Raw genomic sequence first — 18,600 nt, 5'->3', positions numbered from 1 at the left:
CGGCGTCGGTCGGCCCGGACCCTTGCGGGCTCGGGCCGACCGCGTTCTGCTGCCTGTCTGGTCAACGCTTACTTGTTGGCATCGATGCTGGTCTGCAGCTGCGACATGTAATCCTGCGCGGACATCTGGCCGGTCACCAGCAGCGACACGTTCGACTGTGCCAGCGCAGTCGACTTGCCGTCCATCAGCGCCTCGAACCACAGGACGGTCTGCTGGATGCTGGCGACCTTTTCCTGCACCATCTTGGTGGCCACCGGGATACTGGTGACCGGTGTGTTCACCTTGAAGCCCGAGACGACACCGGCATCCTGCAGTGCCTGAGAACCGTAGTTCGTGACGATGCACTTGAGCCATGCGGCGACCTTGGGGCCGTAGGACTTGGGGTTCATCGCCATGGCGGCACCAGCGTTGGCCGCCCACTGATCGATACTCCCGGCACCGCCGGTGACCGCGGGGAACGGCATCAATCCCACATTGTCGGCGCCGATGGTGTCCTGGCTGGCGTCGTTGATGTTGCTCAGCAGCCACGAGCCGTCGTATTTCATTGCGGCTTTGCCAGTGAGGAACGCATTGTTCGCCGCAGCACCGTCATTGGAGATGAACCCCTCGCCGAAGTAGCCGTCCTTGGCCATCGTCTGCACTGCCGCGGCCGCTTTGACGAAGTCGGCATCGGTGAGTTTGGCGGTGCCGGCCTGCACGTTCTTCATGGCGTCGGGACCAACGTTTCGGAAGATGTACATGCCGATCAGTCTGGTGACCGGCCAGGCATCCTTGCCATCCATCGCGAACGGCGTATACCCGGCATCCTTGATCTTCGCGGAATCGGCGAGCAGTTCGTCGAAGGTGGTCGGCACGGGCAAGCCCAGCTTGCTGAAGATCGCCTTGTTGTACCAAATCCCCTCAATGTTGTACTGGTAGGGCAGTGAAACCATCTGGCCGTACACCGAGTCGACGGTGGATGCGGCAGCGGGCAGGATGCCATCCCATGCGCCCAGATCGGTGAGCGCCTTCTTGTAGTCCAGCACCAGACCGGCCTTGCCGAGGTCGCCGTCTGGGCGCACCATCGCGGTGCCGGCGATGAAATGCGCGGGCAGTGCGCCCTGGCTGGCGAGCAGCGTGATCTTCTGGACCGTGTCGGCCTGCGCGACGGTCTGGTGCTCAAGTGGGAGTGCGGTGTTCTCCGCCTTGCACGAGCCGGCAGCCAGTGCGTCCAGTTCTTTGGCAAGAGTGGGATTCTCATTCGCTGTCAGCACCGTGAACTTTGCAGGGTCCGTGCCTCCCGCAGCACCAGACGTGGAACCGGGAGTCGACGAGCCCGCCGAACACGCAGCCAGCGGGACGAGAGTGATGAGCGCGATACCGGCAGCGAACATGCCGCGGTGTGTTCGACGTGAGTACATAACGTCCTCCTTGACGAGGGTGAAGTGGGGGGATTGCAGAACCTCTTGGGAGTGACACTAGACACGATTTCGGAGTGTGTCAACAATCAGTAGTGAAATAATATTCATTGCAGTTGCCTTGTTCGATGCATAGACTGCAAATTCATGCAGGGCTGGTATTTTTTGCAGCCTTCATCCGCGAGACTGATCGACGACTCCGAGAGGAAGCCCCATGTCGACGAATACCACGCTCCCCGAGAGTCGGCGACTGCGCCCACTGAACGCTGACAGCGCACGCTGGGGTCGTGGATTCTGGCGCGAGGTGCAAGAGCGTACCTTCCGCACCACCATCCCCCAGATCTGGGACTCGCTGTCCAACCCCGAGATCAGTCCCGGCCTACGCAACTTCCAGATTGCGGCGGGGCTTGAAGAGGGTGAACACGATGGTCCGCCCTTCATGGACGGCGACTTCTACAAGTGGTTGGAAGCAGCGATCGCGCAGCTCGAGTTGGACCCCCAACCGTGGCTCGTTGAGACCGTGGAGCGGGTGGCATCGCTGATCGCGTCGATCCAACGCACCGATGGCTATCTGCACACGGCCACACTGATCTCGGCGCGCTATCATCACGATGCCGCCGAACTCGCCGACCGATTCCACTTCGAGACATACAATCTCGGTCACCTGATCACCGCGGGCGTACGCCACTTCGAAGTCACCGGTACCACCACTCTGCTGGATGTCGCCCGCCGCGCGGCCGGTTTCCTAGAGATCCTGGCTGGCGAAAAGCCGGTCGAGCTGGCCCGAAGTGCGATCTGCCCTTCGCACTACATGGCGGTCATCGAGCTGTACCGTGCGACCGGCGAGGCGCGATGGCTGCGGCTGGCCGAGGCATTCGTGCGGCTGCGCGACGACTTCGCTGGCGGCGACGACAACCAGGATCGGCTCCCTGTGCGCGAGCAGCGGGTGGCGGCCGGGCATGCGGTGCGTGCCAACTACCTCTACGCGGGACTCGCCGATCTCGTCGCCGAGACCGGCGACGCCGAACTGCAGGACGTCCTGGGTGGGCTCTGGCAGGACGTGGTCGACACCAAGCTCTATGTCACCGGCGGCTGCGGCGCACTCTATGACGGAGCTTCGCCCGACGGATATCCGTGGCAGGAGGAGATCAGCCGGGTCCACCAGGCTTACGGTCGCGCGTATCAGCTGCCGCAGACCACGGCGCACAACGAGTCCTGCGCACACATCGGCATGATCCTGTGGAGTGAGCGGATGTTGACACTGACCGGTGACGCCCGGTTCGCGGACGTCATCGAGCGGATCGCTTACAACAGCCTGTTGGCCGGCATCGGGCTGGATGGCGACGACTATCTGTACACGAACCCGCTGCGGCAGGTGCGCGAACTGCCCTATCCGCTGCGGCGCCCCGGCGACACCGGACAGCATCCGACCCCGCCGCCGCCGGCCTCCGACGCGCGCGCGCGGCAGCCATACCTGAGCTGCTTCTGCTGCCCACCCAACACGGCGCGCACGCTGGCCCGGTTCCACGAGCGGACGGCATCGCTGGGCGCGGACGGACTGTATGTGCATCTGTACGGCGGCAGTGATCTCGACGTGACCGATAGCGCCGGGCAGCACCTGTCGCTTCGCGAAGACAGCGACTACCCGTGGGACGAGCGAATCGTGTTCACCGTCGTCGCAGCCGCCGGGGCGATGCCGCTGCACGTGCGTATCCCAGACTGGACGAGCGGCGCGACGGTGACCGTCAACGGCGAGAGCGTACCGGTGTCGACGCCCGGCCACTACACCGGCATCGAACGGTCTTGGACCGTCGGAGATGTGGTGGAGATCATCCTGCCAATGCCGCCTCGGGTGCTGCGCGGGCACCGACTGGCCGAAGAGATCACCAACCAGGTCGCCGTGCAGCGCGGTCCCGTCGTGTACTGCTTGGAGAGCGCCGATCTTCCTGACGACGTCCTGCTGGAACAGGCCGCTTTGCGTCGCGGCATCCAGCTGCGACCGGTGCCGACCGAGATCGGCGGCCACCGGATGATCACGCTGGAAGCCGAATTGACGGTTCTGCCCAGCGCTACCGGATCTGCCCTCTACGACGATCTGGACGCCGCGCCGCTGCGTAGCGTCCATGCCCGACTGATCCCCTACTATGCCTGGGGCAACCGCGGGGCGGGCGAGATGTCCGTCTGGCTGCCGCTGGTCTGGTGAGGACCGGCGACATGAGCGCACAGCACGTCATCGCGACCTACCTCATCGAGACCTCCCTCCCACTGCAGCACGCAGCCGAGGTGCTCGCCGGCGAGCAATCCACCGGAACGTTCGTGCGGGTTCAGCGCGAGTCCGACGGCATCCGTGCGCGCTTCGCCGCGCAGGTGGAAAGCATCGAGGACCTGCCTCTGACGGGTGCCCGCGCGTTGCCGGGCACCGTGGGCGACCCGGCGCTGCGTCACCGGGCTCGACTCCGGCTGCGCTTCCCCCTCGACAACTTCGGTCCATCCATACCGAACCTGCTGGCAGCGGTGGCCGGCAACCTGTTCGAGATCAAGGAGCTCGCCGCGATCAAGCTCGTCGACCTGGACCTGCCACCCGCCTTCGCGGACCGCTATGCCGGACCGCAGTTCGGCATAGCCGGCACCCGTGAGCTGATGAGCAGGCCAGATGGGGCGATGCTCGGCACGATCATCAAGCCGAGCATCGGCTTGTCCCCCGACGAACTCGGCGAGCTGGTCGGCGAGCTCGCCGCGGCCGGGGTCGATTTCATCAAGGACGATGAACTGCAGGGCAACGGTCCGTCTGCGCCGCTGCACGAACGGGTGCGCGCCGTGATGCCGGTGCTCGAGCGCCATGCGGACCGCACCGGGGTCAAACCGATGTACGCATTCAACATCACCGACGACATCGATAGGCTCGAAGCCAATCATGACCTCGTCGTCGCAGCCGGCGGCACCTGCGTCATGGTGTGTGTGAACATGGTGGGGCTGGCTGGGCTGGAGTTCCTGCGTCGCCGTGCGCAGGTGCCCATCCATGGTCATCGCGCCATGTTCGGTGCCATCAGCCGCTCGGACCAGGTCGGGATCGGATTCCGGGCGTGGCAGAAACTCGTGCGGCTCTGCGGTGCCGACCACCTGCACACCAACGGGATCAGCAACAAATTCTACGAAACGGATGCTCAAGTGCTCGACTCGATCGCGGCGGTGCGTATGCCACTGCTGGGTCTGAACTCAACGGTGCCCGTGCTGTCGTCCGGGCAGTGGGGTGGGCTGGCACACGCCACATTCGCAGCGACGGGGACCACCGACCTGCTGGTGCTGGCCGGCGGCGGCATCCACGGCCACCCGGACGGCGCCGGAGCAGGTGTGGCGAGCATGCGTGACGCCTGGGAGTCCGCGGCGGCGGGCGAGGACGTACAGATGGCGCTACGCCGTTCGGCACCGCTGCGCCGGGCGGCGGAGCTGTTCGGCCCGGTCCGTGTCTGACGCTCAGGTCGCCTTCTACGGCGACGACTTCACCGGCAGTGTCGACGCACTGCTGCAGTTCGTGCGAAGCGGCTTGACCGGACAGCTGTTCGTCGGGCTGCCGCCCGGCGATGCCCTCCGACAGGCCGCGGACGAATGCGATGTGATCGGCATTGCCGGAATCTCGCGGTCGCTGGGCACTGCCGAACTGGACGCCGAGGTGCGTCCGGTGCTCGAAGCACTGGCAGCACTGCATCCGGCGGTGGTTCAGTACAAGGCGTGCTCCACGGCCGATTCGGCGCCGTCCGTCGGCAGCCTCGGGCGGGTCATCGAGATAGCTCGGGATGTCTTCGGCAGCAGGCCGGTGCCGCTGCTGTTCGCCCAGCCCGACTTCGGTCGATACACCGCATTCGGACACCATTTCGCAGCTGAGGGCGGTCGCATCTATCGACTCGATCGCCAACCCACTATGTCGAACCACCCTACGACGCCGATGACCGAGTCCGATCTCGCCCTACACCTGGCCCGACAGACGTCACTGCCCATCGGAGGAATTTCATTCACGGAGTACACTTCTGCCCACGCGCTCACCGAACGGTTGCGCGACGCATCAGAGGCCGGCGTGGTACTCGACGCCCTCGACGGTGCCCAGGTGGCGCTGGTCGGCCACGCCGTGGCAGGGCTGCCTGCGACAGCCTTCGCGATCGGTTCCGGCGGGCTCAGCCTCGGCTTGGGCCAAGCATCCCCCAGATCGACACAGCCGGGTGCTCGGGGCACGATCACGCGACTGACGACGCCGGGGGCTGTGCTGGTGGTTTCGGGCAGCCGATCCGCCCAGACGCGACGCCAGGCGGACGCCGCTGCTCGTGCCGGCTGGCACGTCGAGCCGCTCAGACTGCCAGCCGATGAGGCAAGTCTGGAGCGTGTCGCCGCGGTGCTACGGTCAGGCACGAGCGTGGTGCTGACGTCGGATGATGCCGATGTCCCTGCTGCCGGCACCCTGATGGCGATAGCCACAGCTGCGGCCGCGTTCGTCGACGAGGCGGTGCGCCGTGCCGGTGTTCGCCGCGTGATCGTATGCGGCGGCGATGCCTCCAGCAGGATCACCCGCCTGCTCGGCGTGGAGTCGCTTTCGATTGCAGCGAACCCGTGGGGCAATGTCGTGCTGCTGCGCGCAGGTTGCGCCGACCCTCAGCTGGATGGCCTGGAACTGCTTCTCAAGGGCGGCCAGGTCGGCGCGCAAGACCTGTTCGACAAGGTACGCACGCTCGGGTCCTGACGGCATGTGTGATCAGCCCAGCCGGACCGACCACGTAGTGCGCTCTCGCGGAACCCGATAACGTTCCGGAAGCGCCGGGCCGACCGAGGCCGAGCCGATGCCCTGCTGACGGTGATCGAGGTTCAGCCAGACCCGGCCCGAGTCGACCAACTGGACCGGATGCATCGCCCGCTCCAGGTCGAGAGAGCGCCACCGTCGTGCCGTGAAGTCGACTGTCGGTCGGCCCTGCACGCCCAGTGTGGGCATACCCGCGCCGCGGATCTGCAGGGCCCGGGTCTGCACGTGATTGCCATTCTCCTGCGGCACCGGGTAGGGCGTCTGCAGATCGTCGATGCGACGGGTGAAGCGACCGATCCGCGACCCTTCATACGAATCGACGTAGGTTTCACCGGGTCCGCGACCGAACCACTCCACCTCGTCCATCCCGCCGGGCAGGGCGAACAGCAGACCGAGCCGGGGCACCCAGATGTCGCGATGGCGGTACGGCGTGTTCTCCCACGGACCGACGAAGTCAGCGACTGTCTCCAGCACGACGCCATCGCCGTCTGCGCGCCAGCACATCGACCAGGCCACACCGTGCGGATGCGCGCTGGGACCGGTGCGCCCAGTCACCCGCAGCCAACCATCACCCGCTTCAGCCTCATCGATGCGATCCACCATCCGGCCCATCCCGGTCGACGCCCACACCGATGCGATGTCGTTGAGATCGCCTTGACCGTGGTCATTCTCGGTGGGCGCCCGATACAAGTCCAGCCATGGCCCGTCCAAGTCCAGATCGCCCAGCCGCCGCAGCCTCAAGGTATGCGGGTCGAAGCGCGCCGCACCGACCCTGAGTTCGGCCGAGCCACTGACGCGGCTCCCCCCGCACACCGGGGCGAGGTGTGCAGACGGTGAGCGCGTCGCAATGGTGGCCTGTCCCCAGGCCACGACGTGCCCGGTCGGCGCCCAGGCTGCGTCAGCTGCGAGCGCCGCCTGCACCGTGAGCACCACTTCACCGAGTGGGAATTGGTCAATCACCGGCATCGGCACCACAACGGTCTCTCCTGGGGCCACCGCCGGCACCTCGAGCGCCCCCTGCCCGCGGGCATACCCGTCCACCTCAACCCGCCAGGTGAACGCGAGATCGGCAGTGCTGCCATCATGCCGGCCGTTGCGCACGCGCACCCGACCTGCCACCATGTCGATCTGCAATGGCGCATAAGCCTTCGCCAACTCGACGATGCCTGGGGTGGGCGTGCGGTCCGCGAAGATCAATCCGTGCAGGCTGAACCGACCGCCACGCGGTTCATAATCTGCCACGTCATCACCATGCATCACGTACGGTCGACCATGGGCATCCCGAGCGTTGAACCCGTGGTCGATCCATTCCCACACGAAGCCGCCGCAGATCCGCTCATACGCGGTCATGATCCGCCAATAGTCCGACAGCGACCCCGGGCCGTTGCCCATCGCGTGCGCGTATTCCACGAGCAGGAACGGCAGCGCCCGACGACGCTCGTCCTCAGCATCCGTCACCCCGTCCGGGCGTGTCTCGTCACGGCGGCCGATCGCGTCCAGCTCCTCCAGCGACGGGTACATCAGCGAGTAGAAGTCCGAGTCCCGGTACGACGGATCCCGCTCATAGAGCACCGGACGCGAGGGGTCTCGTTCGGTCAGGTACGTGCGCATGTCGCCGAACGTCTTGCCGGTGCCGCTCTCATTCGCCATCGACCAGATCACGATGCTCGGGTGGTTCTTGTCGCGCTCGACGGTGCGCACCAGTCGGTCCAGCAGCGCATCGCGCCACGCGGGCTCGTCTGGCGGGTTGCCCTCCCACCCGGTGAAGATGAAGCCGTGCGTCTCCAGGTCACACTCCTCGACCACCCACAGCCCGTATTCGTCGCAGAGCCGCAGAAACTCCGGGTGCGGTGGATAGTGGCTGGTGCGCACTGCGTCGATGTTGGCGCGCTTCATCAGCAGGACGTCTCGGAGCATCGTCTCGCGGTCGAGGGTGCGTCCGGTATCGGGATGGTGCTCGTGGCGGTTCACCCCTCGGAAGGTCAGCGGAGTGCCGTTGGCATGAAGCGCACCGCCGACCACCTCGATACGGCGGAATCCGATCGCCAGCTCGATCACCTCCCCCGGCGAGCGCAACGTACCTCGGTACAGCCTGGGCGAATGCGCACTCCACGGCTCCACCGGGATGGTCATCACCTCGCCGGCGGCCATCCGAATACCGAGTTCGGGTACCTCTACGATCGACGCGATCGACGCGTCGACGCGCAGGGTGCCGCATCCGGTCTGCGCATCGTAGTCGGCGTGCACGAAGTGGTCGTCGATGGCGTCGGCAGGGCGCTCGAGCAGCTCGACGTCACGGAAGATGCCCGGCAGCCACCACATATCCTGGTCTTCGAGATAGGTGCCCGCCGACCACCGGTGCACCCGCACCGCCAGCACGTTGCGTCCGGGCCGCAGCGGAGCGTCGAACTCGAACGGCAGCCGGCTGCCGGTCGACCAGCCCAGCTCGGCTCCGTTCAGCCACACCTTCGCGCACGAGTCCACGCCCTGGAAGCGCAGCACCGCGTGCGCCCAGCCATCCGGTGCATCAAAGGCGAGCCGATAGTCGCCCGTGGGATTGTCGGAACCCACTCGCGGAGGGTCCAGCGGAATGGGGTACGACGTGTTCGTATACAGCGGCCCTTCCGACGTGCCGCGCATCGAGCGCGCGGGTCCGCCGGCCAGCGGCGTGAACGGCTCGAGCACCCAGTGCGACGGCACGGGCATCCGGTCCCAGTCACTATCGTCGAATTCGTCGGTCTGAAACGCAGTGCCGGTGCCTGCTGCGGTGGGTGAGAGGCGGAAGCGCCAGGTGCCGTTGAGGCTCATCGTCCGTGCGTCGCCCGGCGCCTGTGCACGGGACGCGCGACATCCGGCGCCCGGTGCGGTGCTCTGCCAGTAGTCGCTCATGCCGGACTTTCCTCGCTGTCGTCGATCGGGGTCGGGGCGGACGGCAACGCCTCCAGACGCTGCCAGAACTCGTCGGGGACACGCAGCGCGACCAGCTTGTCTAATTGGCCCAGCCGGGCCGACGAGGAGACACCGACCACGGTCGTGTGTACATTCGGTGCACGCAGGGCGAACTGGAGTGCCGCCGCCGGGAGCGTGATGCGATATTCGCCGCAGAGGGCTTCGACCCGCCGCACCCACTGCTGCAGTGCAGCAGGCGCTGGGCGATAGGCGTATGACGCTCCGGCACCGGAACCGCGGGCCAGGATGCCCGCCCCGAACGGAGCGGCGTTGAACACGCGCATCCCGGCTCGGGCCGCCCGCGCGAACAGCGGCCCTGCGCTGCGGTCGACCAGGGTATATCGGTTGTGGACCAGGACCGCGTCGAAGATGCCGGTGCCGACGTATCGGGCGACCAGAGGGACCGGACCTGCGGCGATGCCGATTCCGCCTGCGACGCCTTCCTCACGCAACTCGACCAGGGCTTGGACCGCACCGCCTTGCGCCATCGCGTCGGCGAAGGTGATCGAGTAGGGGTCGTGCAGGTGCAGCACCGGTACGCGGTCCACACCGAGCCGGCGCAGGCTCTCCTCGACGGAGCGAAACACCCGATCGCGATCGAGTGCTCCGGTCCGCGGGTCTGCATCCACCTTGGTGATCACCCGTCCGGCCGCGTCGGGGCCGAGGTCGCGCAGGGCGATTCCCAACACCGCCTCGGATCGGCCGACCGAGTATGCGTTCGAGGTGTCCACCGCCGCGTACCGGCTGGTCAATAGCGCACGGGCGGTGGTGACCGCGACGGCTTCTCCGGCCGAACCCGGCACCGTGGCGCGGCCGAGTCCCGAGGTGCCGAGGGCGAGCCGGTCATCGCGGAGCGCAGCTGGGATGTCCGAGTCCATGCGGGGTCCGTTCCATTGCGATGCGGGGTTCTCTGGCCCGCATATTCATTCTACAATGAATTAGGTTTCAATCGTACTGACTGTGGACAGGCCCAGCAACGTTGCGACGCCTCCCACATCCTCCTCACTCCCGATGCGGTCATGGTGGCCGCGGACGCACACGAGGTCGGTGCCCTGTTGCGGGCGGCGACTGCGACTCGGACGCCGCGTCCGACACCGTTATCGGAGTCAGTGCCGCATTCGCAACACTGGCCGCGCGCGCCGGGGTGCGGTTGGTCGTCCCGGATGGAATCGAGTCAGTCTGCTGTGGCACGCCGTGGAGTTCAAAGGGCATGCACCCGCCGGTCGCCGGCAAGCAGGTGCACCCCGCTCACCCGGTCGTCGACGCCCGGACCACCAGCTCGGGCTGGAACATGACGTGCGCGGGTCCGCCGGTCTGATCCGTCGCGCCGACCAGCAGATCGACGGCCGTCGCACCGATCAGCGCCGCCGGCTGGCGCACCGAGCTCAGCGGCACCACCGCGGCTGTCGCAAAGTCGATGTCGTCGTAGCCGATCAGCGCGATGTCGTCCGGCACCCGCACGGCGCCCGTCATGACGAAGCCCTGGATGAGTCCGAGCGCGAGCAGATCGTTGGCCGCGAAGATCGCCTGCGGGCGGCTGGATGCCAGGCGTCCGGCGATGCGCTCGGCCGCGCGCCTGCCCTCCAGCACCGACAGCGCCGCGGTCCCGACGAATTCGAGGGTCGCATCCGGCACCGCCGCGACCGCCTGCTGCACCCCCTCCAGTCGATCGGTCACCTGGCGGATCGAGGCGGGGCCGCCGACGAACGCGATGCGCCGACGCCCGATGCTCAGCAGGTGCTCCCCCGCCAGCCGTCCGCCGTCGACATCGTCCACCGCCACCGACGGCACGGCGGCGTCTGGAGATTCGCGGTCCACGAGCACCACCGGGATGCCCCGCTGCTGCAGCTGCCGCAGCCGCGGGAGGTCGTCACCGGCGGAGGCGAGCAGCATCCCGAACACGCGCTGCTGCTCGAACAGGTCGATCGCGGCGCGCTCGCGCTCGGGCTTCTCGTCACTGCCGACGACGAAGACAGACAAGCCGTGCTCGGCGGCGCGCTCCTCGGCGCCGCGGGCCAGGTCGGCGAAGAACGGGTTGCGCAGATCCAGCACCAGCAGGCCGATGGCCCGGCTGCGACCGGCACGCAGCTGGCGCGCGGCGTCGTTGCGCACGAAACCCAGCCGCGCGATGACGTCGTGCACGCGTGCCACCGTGGCCGCCGACACCTTCTCGGGCCGGTTCAAGACGTTCGAGACCGTGCCCACCGAGACGCCGGCCGCCTCGGCCACATCGCGCACGCTCACCGCCATGGCAGTCCCCTCGTCGTCACGGCGAGCCTAGGCCGTCGGCTGCGCGACCCACGCGGCAGTGAAACGGTGCGCTCCTGCGCCGACCTGCTCGACCCGGCCGCCCGGCAGCACCACCTCGCCGGCCAGGCCGTCGGGCAGGTGCACGTCGAGTGTGAAGCGCCCGTCCTCGACGCGCCACGATGACTCGATCGTGCCGGCCGCCGCGTCATACGAGCAGCTCGCCCAGGTGATGCCCGGTCCCGGCACCGGCTGGATGCGCACCCGTGCGTATCCCGGCTCGACCGGCCGGATGCCGCCGACGACCTGGTAGATCCAGTCGGCGACCGCGCCGAGCGCGTAGTGGTTGAAGCTCGTCATGTCGCCGGGGTTGATCGTTCCGTCCGGCAGCATCGAGTCCCACCGCTCCCAGACCGTGGTCGCCCCCATCGTCACCGGGTAGAGCCAGGACGGGCACTCGCGCTCCAGCAGCAGACGGTAGGCCTCGTCGATGTGGCCGGTCTCGGACAGCGCCCAGGTCACGAACGGCGTGCCGGCGAATCCGGTGGTCACCCGGAAGCCGCTCGCGCGCACCAGCTGGGCCAGGCGCTGCCCCGCGGCATCCCGATCAGCGTCATCGAGCAGGCCGAAGCAGATCGCCAGCGCATACACCGTGGCGCAGTCCGAGCGCACCCGTCCGCCGGCGACGTAGTGCGCGGTGAACGCCCGCCGCGTGCGCTCGGTCAGCGCCGCCCACCGGGTCGCGTCGTCGGTCTCGCCCAGGATGCGCGCGGCCTCGGCCGCGAATGACGCACTGCGGAACAGGCACGCGGTGGCCACCACGGCTGGGTCCGCCTTGGCCGCGGCCGGCTGGTCCGGCGGCGCATCCGGGTCGAGCCAGTCGCCGAATTGAAAGCCCTGGTCCCACAGCCCACCAGGCGACAGCGCGCGCTCGACTGATTCCAGGTGCAGCACCATCGCCGGGTAATGCCTGGCCAGACGCGCACGGTCGCCGTAGGCGGTCCACAGCGCCTGCGGCACCCAGACCGCCGCGTCGCCCCAGATCGCCGTCGCGCCCAGCTCGCCGAACGCGAAATCCTCGCCGAAGTGCGCATACTTGAGCACGTTCGGCACGACCGCCGGCACGACCTGCTTCGGTGCGTGCGCGACCTCGGCGTGCAGATCGCGCAGCCAGTTGTCGAGAAAGTCGGCCGTGTCGAACTGGAACGACGCGGATGCCGCGTATGCGGCAATGTCGCCGGTCCAGCCGAGCCGCTCGTCGCGCTGCGGGCAGTCGGTCGGCACGCTGAGGAAGTTGCCCTTCTGCCCCCACACCGAGTTCGAGACAAGCTGGCCCACCAGCGGTTCGGAGCACTCGAAGCGGCCGGTACGGCGCATCGCGGAGTGCACCACCACGGCCTCGATGTCGCCTTCGGTCAGCTCGCCCGGCCAGCCGGTGACCTCGATGTACCGGAAGCCGTGGAACGTGAACGTCGGCTCGAACGCGTCGACGTCCCCGGACAGGACGAACACGTCGGTCGCGTCGGCTCCGCGCAGCGGGCGGGTGCCCAGCTCGTCGTGCTCGAGCACCTCGGCGTGCCGGATCGCGACCGCCTCTCCTGCCGTGCCCTGCACGGTGAACCGCGTCCAGCCGACCAGGTTCTGTCCGAAGTCGACGAGCAGGCGGCCCCGGGGCGACGTCCAGATGCGCTGCGGGCGCAGCACCTCGTGGCGGGTCACCGGCGGGGCGGTCTGGGCGACGAGGGTGCTGCGGTCCACCTCGACGGCGCGCACCGGCAGCTCCCGTCCGGCTGCGGACCGCATCCGGGCGTCGATGGTCTGACCGTCATAGAGCGAGTTGCGGGTGATCTCGGATGCCTCGGCCCGCCAACCGTCGTCGGTGCCGAAGCGCTGCACGGCGCCGTCGGCGTAGCTGATCTCGAGCACCGCGCACACGGCGATCTCGTCGCCGTAGTTCGCGTCGGCGCTCTCGAAGCCGAGACTGCCCCGGTACCAGCCGTTGCCCAGCAGCAGTTCGATCTCGACGTCACGGCCCGCCGCGCGCACCTGCTCGGTGACATCGTGGTGCTGCACGTTCAGGCGCCATTCGTACGAGGTCCATCCGGGGTCCAGCACCGACGTCGACGCGAGTGCGCCGCCGATGCGCGCCTCGTAGACGCCGTGGGCGGTGGCGTGCAGGGTGGCCGACTGGACGTTCGCGGCATCCTGATCCAGTGCGACCGCCTTATGGAACCGGGGTGCGACGACACGTGCGGCATCGGCCGCGATGAAGGCCGCGCCCGCCAGCGTTGTGGTCGGTGTGTGCTGCGTGGTTGGGAGCATCGGGTCCTGCACTTCCTCGTCGGGTCCGGCGGAATCCTGCGATGATATCCGACTGACTGAAACGGATCATTCCGACGCTCACCGCAGGACCCACGCGTGCTTGACAGAGCGGAGGAGATCAGCATACGTTCATGTTGAAACGATTCACAATTTAGCGAGAAGACGCACTGTCGCACCGGCGCATCCCGCCGGTGAAGAAGGAAACGCATCATGACCACGCTGTCCTCCGATATCCTCGCCGCGCTGCAGAGCCAGGCCGTCGAGCTGCCCAGCTGGGCATTCGGCAACTCGGGCACCCGGTTCAAGGTGTTCGCCACGCGGGGCACCCCGCGCGACCCGTTCGAGAAGGTCGCCGACGCCGCCCAGGTGCACAGGTTCACCGGGCTGGCCCCCACCGTCGCGCTGCATATCCCGTGGGACCGGGTCGACGACTACGGCGCGCTGCGCCGGCATGCCGAAGACCTCGGCGTGCGGCTGGGCACGATCAACTCGAACACGTTTCAGGACGATGACTACAAGTTCGGCGCGCTCACGCACGAGGACGACACGATCCGCCGCAAGGCCATCGACCACCACCTCGCCTGCATCGACGTGATGGATGCGACCGGCTCGCGCGACCTGAAGATCTGGCTCGCCGAGGGCTCGAACTACCCGGGGCAGAACGACATGCGCGCCCGCCAGGACCGCCTGCACGACTCGCTCGCGACGATCTATGCGCGGCTGGGCGCCGACCAGCGCCTGGTGCTGGAGTACAAGTTGTTCGAGCCGTCGTTCTACCACACCGACGTGCCCGACTGGGGCACCGCCTACGTGCAGACCGCCGCGCTCGGCGACCGTGCGATGGTGTGCCTGGACACCGGTCACCACGCCCCGGGCACCAACATCGAGTTCATCGTGATGCAGCTGCTGCGTCTGGGCAAGCTCGGCTCGTTCGACTTCAACTCGCGCTTCTATGCCGACGACGACCTGATCGTGGGTGCGGCCGACCCGTTCCAGCTGTTCCGGATCCTGTCCGAGGTGATCCGCGGCGGCGGATTGAACAGCCCTGGCGTCGCGTTCATGCTCGATCAGTGCCACAACCTCGAGGCGAAGATCCCCGGCCAGATCCGCTCCGTGCTCAACGTGCAGGAGATGACCGCCCGCGCGCTGCTGATCGACCGCGAGGCACTCGCGGCGGCGCAGCGCGCGAACGACGTGCTGGCGGCCAACGCGATCGTGATGGACGCGTTCTACACCGACGTGCGCCCCGCCCTGGCGCAGTGGCGCGAGTCGCGCGGGCTCGCCGCCGACCCGATGGCCGCCTATGCGGCATCCGGCTACCAGGGGCAGATCGAAGCCGACCGCGTGGGCGGCGTGCAGGCGGGATGGGGCGCATGAGCGTGGCAGGCCACACCGTCGCCGAGCTGATCGCGCGCAGCAATCGCCTGGGCGCCGACCCGGCGAACACGAACTACGCCGGCGGCAACACGTCGGCCAAGGGCACCGGTATCGATCCGGTGACCGGGCAGAGCGTCGACCTGCTCTGGGTGAAGGGCTCCGGCGGCGACCTGGGCACCCTGAGGCCCGAGGGTCTCGCGGTGCTGCGACTGGACCGCGTGCGCGCGCTGCGCGCGGTCTACCCGGGCGTGGACCGCGAGGACGAGATGGTCGCCGCGTTCGACTACTGCCGGCACGGCACCGGCGGAGCCGCCCCCTCGATCGACACCGCGATGCATGCGCTGGTGGATGCCGCCCACGTCGACCACCTGCACCCCGATGCCGGCATCGCGATCGCCACGGCCGCCGACGGCGCGGTCCTGACGCCGCAGATCTTCGGCGCCAAGGTCGTGTGGGTGCCGTGGCGCCGGCCCGGATTCCAGCTGGGTCTGGACATCGCCGCGATCAAGGACACGCACCCGGAGGCCGTGGGGTGCATCCTCGGCGGGCACGGCATCACCGCGTGGGGTGAGAGCTCGGCGCAGGCCGAGCAGAACTCCTCTTGGATCATCGCGACGGCGGCCGCATACCTGCACACGCACGGCGTGGCCGCCCCGTTCGGAGGAGTTCGGCACGGGTTCGACGCGCTCCCCGACGCCGAGCGGCGCGCGAAGGCGGCAGCTCTGGCCCCGACCATCCGCGGCCTGGCCTCGACCGACAAGCCGATGGTCGGCCACTTCACCGACGCCCCCGCGGTGCTCGAGTTCCTCGCATCCGAGAAGGCGCCCGCGCTGGCGGCGCTGGGCACCAGCTGCCCCGACCACTTTCTGCGCACCAAGGTGCGGCCGATGCTACTCGACCTGCCCGCAGACGCCACGATCGAGGCATCCGTCGCCCGACTGCAGGAGCTGCACGAGGCCTACCGCGCCGACTATCGGGCGTACTACGACGCGCACGCCGATGCCGACTCGCCCGCGATGCGCGGCGCCGACCCGCTCATCGTGCTCGTGCCGGGGGTGGGGATGTTCAGCTACGGCGCGAACAAGCAGACCGCGCGCGTGGCCGGCGAGTTCTATCTGAACGCGATCAACGTGATGCGCGGGGCCGAGTCGGTCTCGACCTACCGCCCGATCTCGGATGCCGAGAAGTTCCGCATCGAGTACTGGGCGCTCGAAGAGGCGAAGCTGCAGCGGATGCCGAAGCCGAAGTCGCACCAGGGTCGGATCGCGTTCGTCACCGGCGCCGCATCGGGCATCGGCAAGGCGATCGCCGCGCGGCTGGCCGCCGAGGGCGCGTGCGTCGTGGTCGCCGACCTCGACCTCGGCAAGGCCCAGGACGTGGCATCCGAGCTCGGCTCGACCGATGTCGCGATCGGCGTGGCATGCAACGTCGCCGACGCGGCGGCCGTGCGGGCCGCGATCGACGCCACGGTGCTCGCATTCGGCGGGATCGACCTGGTGGTCAACAACGCCGGGCTGTCGTTGTCCAAGCCCTTGCTGGAGACGACCGAGGCGGACTGGGACCTGCAGCACGACGTGATGGCCAAGGGCTCGTTCCTGGTGTCGAAGGCGGCGGCCCCCGCCCTGATCGCCCAGCAGATGGGCGGGGACATCATCTACATCTCGTCGAAGAACAGCGTGTTCGCGGGCCCGAACAACATCGCCTACTCGGCGACCAAGGCCGACCAGGCCCACCAGGTGCGGCTGCTGGCGGTCGAGCTCGGTGAGCACGGTGTGCGCGTGAACGGCATCAATCCGGACGGCGTCGTGCGCGGCTCGGGCATCTTCGCGGGCGGGTGGGGCGCACAGCGTGCCGCCACCTACGGCGTCAAGGAAGAGGACCTGGGCCAGTTCTACGCGAACCGGACGATCCTGAAGCGCGAGGTGGTGCCGGCGAACGTCGCCGACGCCGTGTTCGTGCTGACCGGACCGGAGCTCAGCCGCACCACCGGCGTGCACATCCCCGTCGACTCCGGCGTCGCGGCCGCCTTCCTGCGATGAGCGCGGGCGCGGTCGCCGCCATCGACCTCGGCGCCACGAGCGGGCGGGTGATGATCGGCCACGTCGGCGACGGCCTGTTGCAACTGGAACCGATCGCCCGATTCGCCAATGATCCCGTGCAGGCCGGCGACGGCCTGCACATCGACATCCTGCGGATGTACGGCGCGGCGCTGGCGGGGCTGCGCGACGCGTTCCGCGCCGAGCCCCGACTCGCCTCGATCGGGGTGGACTCGTGGGCCGTGGACTACGGGCTGCTGCGAGACGGCAGCCTGGTGGGCAACCCGTTCCACTATCGCGATCCGCGGTCCGCACACGGGGTGGCGTCGGTGCATGCACGGATGCCCCACGCCGCCCTGTACGCCCGCAATGGGCTGCAGTTCCTGCCGTTCACGACGCTGTACCAGCTGGCCGCCGAGCCCGCCGCCCGCCTCGCCTTCGCCGACACCGTGCTGCTGATCCCCGATCTCATCGGATTCTGGCTCACCGGCAACGCCCGCGCCGAGCGCACCAACGCATCGACCACGGGGCTGCTGCGCGCAGGTGCGTGGGATGACGGTCTGGCGGAGCTCCTGGGCCTTCCACAGGGTATCCTGCCGTCACTGATCGCACCGGGTGAGGCGCTGGGGATGCTGCAGCCGGCCGTCGCGGCGGCCGTCTGCGGCGATGCGCCGGTCGTGGCAGTCGGGTCGCACGACACGGCATCCGCGGTCGTCGCCGTTCCCATGGCCGACCCGACGCGGGCCGCGTACATCTCCTGCGGCACGTGGGGGCTGGTGGGCATCGAGCTGGATGCGCCGGTGATGACGGATGCCGCCAGGACCGCCGCCTTCACCAACGAGGGCGGCGTCGACGGGCGCGTGCGGTTCCTGCACAACGTCACCGGCCTGTGGCTGCTGAGTGAATCGGTGCGTGCCTGGGAAGCGCACGACGGTCGGCCGATCGACCTGCCCGCGCTGCTGACGCAGGCAGCTGCCGTCACCGGCCCGACCCCGCTGTTCGACGCGAACGATCAGACCCTGTCGACGCCCGGTGACATGCCTGCACGCATCGCAGTGCTGCTGCAGCACGGCGGGCACCCGGTGCCGGCGGACCGTGCGACCATGGTCCGAACGATCATCGAGAGCATCGCTCAGGCCTTCGCCGACGCCGTGCACACCGTGGCGCGCGTGACGGGACGGACGTTGCAGGTCGTGCACATCGTGGGCGGCGGCTCACTGAACGCACTGCTGTGCCAGGCCACCGCCGACCGGGCGCAGTTGCCGGTATCGGCGGGCCCGGTCGAAGCGACGGCGCTGGGGAACGTGCTCGTACAGGCACGCACCGCCGGTGCCGTCAGCGGGTCGCTCGAGGCGCTGCGCGACCTCGTCGCGCGCACGCAGCGACTGACACTGTTCCGGCCGGGCCCGTCCTGACCGAGTCGGAAGCCTCCTGTTCCTTCTGATCGGGTTCGCGTGGGGGCTCACGAGCGGATTTGCCATTCCCG

General features: G+C 68.4%; 11 protein-coding genes. 6 read left to right on the top strand and 5 right to left on the bottom strand.

Going from position 1 to position 18,600, the window contains the following annotated elements:
- Nucleotides 1-68: 68 nt before the first annotated feature.
- Nucleotides 69-1,253, bottom strand: coding sequence for an ABC transporter substrate-binding protein (locus ABD705_RS04305; RefSeq protein ID WP_344780909.1), 1,185 nt, complete (start codon nt 1,251-1,253; stop codon nt 69-71).
- 358 nt (nt 1,254-1,611) lie between these two features.
- Here ABD705_RS04305 and ABD705_RS04300 point away from each other — a divergent pair, with 358 nt between their 5' ends.
- From ABD705_RS04300 to ABD705_RS04290, 3 genes are read left to right on the top strand one after another with little or no spacing between them, the layout of a single operon-like run.
- Nucleotides 1,612-3,600 (top strand): glycoside hydrolase family 127 protein, encoded by a 1,989-nt coding sequence (locus ABD705_RS04300; RefSeq protein ID WP_344780907.1) that lies wholly within the window; start codon nt 1,612-1,614, stop codon nt 3,598-3,600.
- Between the two features lie 11 nt (nt 3,601-3,611).
- Nucleotides 3,612-4,868 (top strand): RuBisCO large subunit C-terminal-like domain-containing protein, encoded by a 1,257-nt coding sequence (locus tag ABD705_RS04295; protein ID WP_344780905.1) that lies wholly within the window; start codon nt 3,612-3,614, stop codon nt 4,866-4,868.
- On the top strand, nt 4,861-6,126 hold the full coding sequence (locus tag ABD705_RS04290) for a four-carbon acid sugar kinase family protein (RefSeq protein ID WP_344781000.1): 1,266 nt from the start codon (nt 4,861-4,863) through the stop codon (nt 6,124-6,126). Before ABD705_RS04295 ends, ABD705_RS04290 begins: the two co-directional genes overlap by 8 nt.
- A gap of 12 nt (nt 6,127-6,138) precedes the next feature.
- Here the strand turns inward: ABD705_RS04290 and ABD705_RS04285 are convergent, their stop codons facing one another.
- The 4 genes from ABD705_RS04285 to ABD705_RS04270 form a co-directional block, all read right to left on the bottom strand.
- Complete coding sequence (locus ABD705_RS04285) at nt 6,139-9,072, bottom strand: glycoside hydrolase family 2 TIM barrel-domain containing protein (RefSeq protein ID WP_344780903.1); 2,934 nt, start codon at nt 9,070-9,072, stop codon at nt 6,139-6,141.
- Nucleotides 9,069-10,010 carry an aldo/keto reductase gene (locus ABD705_RS04280; protein ID WP_344780901.1) on the bottom strand — a complete coding sequence of 314 codons (942 nt, stop codon included), beginning with the start codon at nt 10,008-10,010 and terminating at the stop codon, nt 9,069-9,071. The genes ABD705_RS04285 and ABD705_RS04280 overlap by 4 nt, the downstream gene beginning before the upstream one ends.
- Nucleotides 10,011-10,380: 370 nt before the next feature.
- Nucleotides 10,381-11,382 carry a LacI family DNA-binding transcriptional regulator gene (locus ABD705_RS04275; RefSeq protein ID WP_344780899.1) on the bottom strand — a complete coding sequence of 334 codons (1,002 nt, stop codon included), beginning with the start codon at nt 11,380-11,382 and terminating at the stop codon, nt 10,381-10,383.
- A 27-nt stretch (nt 11,383-11,409) separates the two neighbouring features.
- Nucleotides 11,410-13,701, bottom strand: coding sequence for a family 78 glycoside hydrolase catalytic domain (locus tag ABD705_RS04270; protein WP_344780897.1), 2,292 nt, complete (start codon nt 13,699-13,701; stop codon nt 11,410-11,412).
- 210 nt (nt 13,702-13,911) lie between these two features.
- Between ABD705_RS04270 and rhaI the strand changes: the two genes are divergently transcribed.
- From rhaI to ABD705_RS04255, 3 genes are read left to right on the top strand one after another with little or no spacing between them, the layout of a single operon-like run.
- Nucleotides 13,912-15,078, top strand: a complete 1,167-nt coding sequence (rhaI, locus tag ABD705_RS04265) for an L-rhamnose isomerase (RefSeq protein WP_344780894.1) — start codon at nt 13,912-13,914, stop codon at nt 15,076-15,078.
- Complete coding sequence (locus ABD705_RS04260) at nt 15,075-17,117, top strand: bifunctional aldolase/short-chain dehydrogenase (protein ID WP_344780892.1); 2,043 nt, start codon at nt 15,075-15,077, stop codon at nt 17,115-17,117. The genes rhaI and ABD705_RS04260 overlap by 4 nt, the downstream gene beginning before the upstream one ends.
- A complete protein-coding gene (locus tag ABD705_RS04255; protein ID WP_344780890.1) occupies nt 17,114-18,529 on the top strand; it encodes a rhamnulokinase in 1,416 nt (471 codons plus the stop codon). Before ABD705_RS04260 ends, ABD705_RS04255 begins: the two co-directional genes overlap by 4 nt.
- The last annotated feature ends 71 nt before the right edge of the window (nt 18,530-18,600 follow it).

The sequence above is a fragment of the Microbacterium kribbense genome, assembly GCF_039537285.1.
In the GTDB taxonomy this organism is placed as follows: Bacteria; Actinomycetota; Actinomycetes; order Actinomycetales; family Microbacteriaceae; genus Microbacterium; species Microbacterium kribbense.
Note: the sequence above shows the minus strand (reverse complement) of the source record. Positions and strands in the feature narration are given on the sequence as shown.

Bases quoted from the DNA above. Each gene is read 5' to 3' on its own strand.
- ABD705_RS04255 (WP_344780890.1), top strand. From the start codon at position 17,114: ATGAGCGCGGGCGCGGTCGCCGCCATCGACCTCGGCGCCACGAGCGGG.
- ABD705_RS04275 (WP_344780899.1), bottom strand. From the start codon at position 11,382: ATGGCGGTGAGCGTGCGCGATGTGGCCGAGGCGGCCGGCGTCTCGGTG.
- ABD705_RS04260 (WP_344780892.1), top strand. From the start codon at position 15,075: ATGAGCGTGGCAGGCCACACCGTCGCCGAGCTGATCGCGCGCAGCAAT.
- ABD705_RS04300 (WP_344780907.1), top strand. From the start codon at position 1,612: ATGTCGACGAATACCACGCTCCCCGAGAGTCGGCGACTGCGCCCACTG.
- ABD705_RS04295 (WP_344780905.1), top strand. From the start codon at position 3,612: ATGAGCGCACAGCACGTCATCGCGACCTACCTCATCGAGACCTCCCTC.
- ABD705_RS04270 (WP_344780897.1), bottom strand. From the start codon at position 13,701: ATGCTCCCAACCACGCAGCACACACCGACCACAACGCTGGCGGGCGCG.
- ABD705_RS04285 (WP_344780903.1), bottom strand. From the start codon at position 9,072: ATGAGCGACTACTGGCAGAGCACCGCACCGGGCGCCGGATGTCGCGCG.
- ABD705_RS04280 (WP_344780901.1), bottom strand. From the start codon at position 10,010: ATGGACTCGGACATCCCAGCTGCGCTCCGCGATGACCGGCTCGCCCTC.
- rhaI (WP_344780894.1), top strand. From the start codon at position 13,912: ATGACCACGCTGTCCTCCGATATCCTCGCCGCGCTGCAGAGCCAGGCC.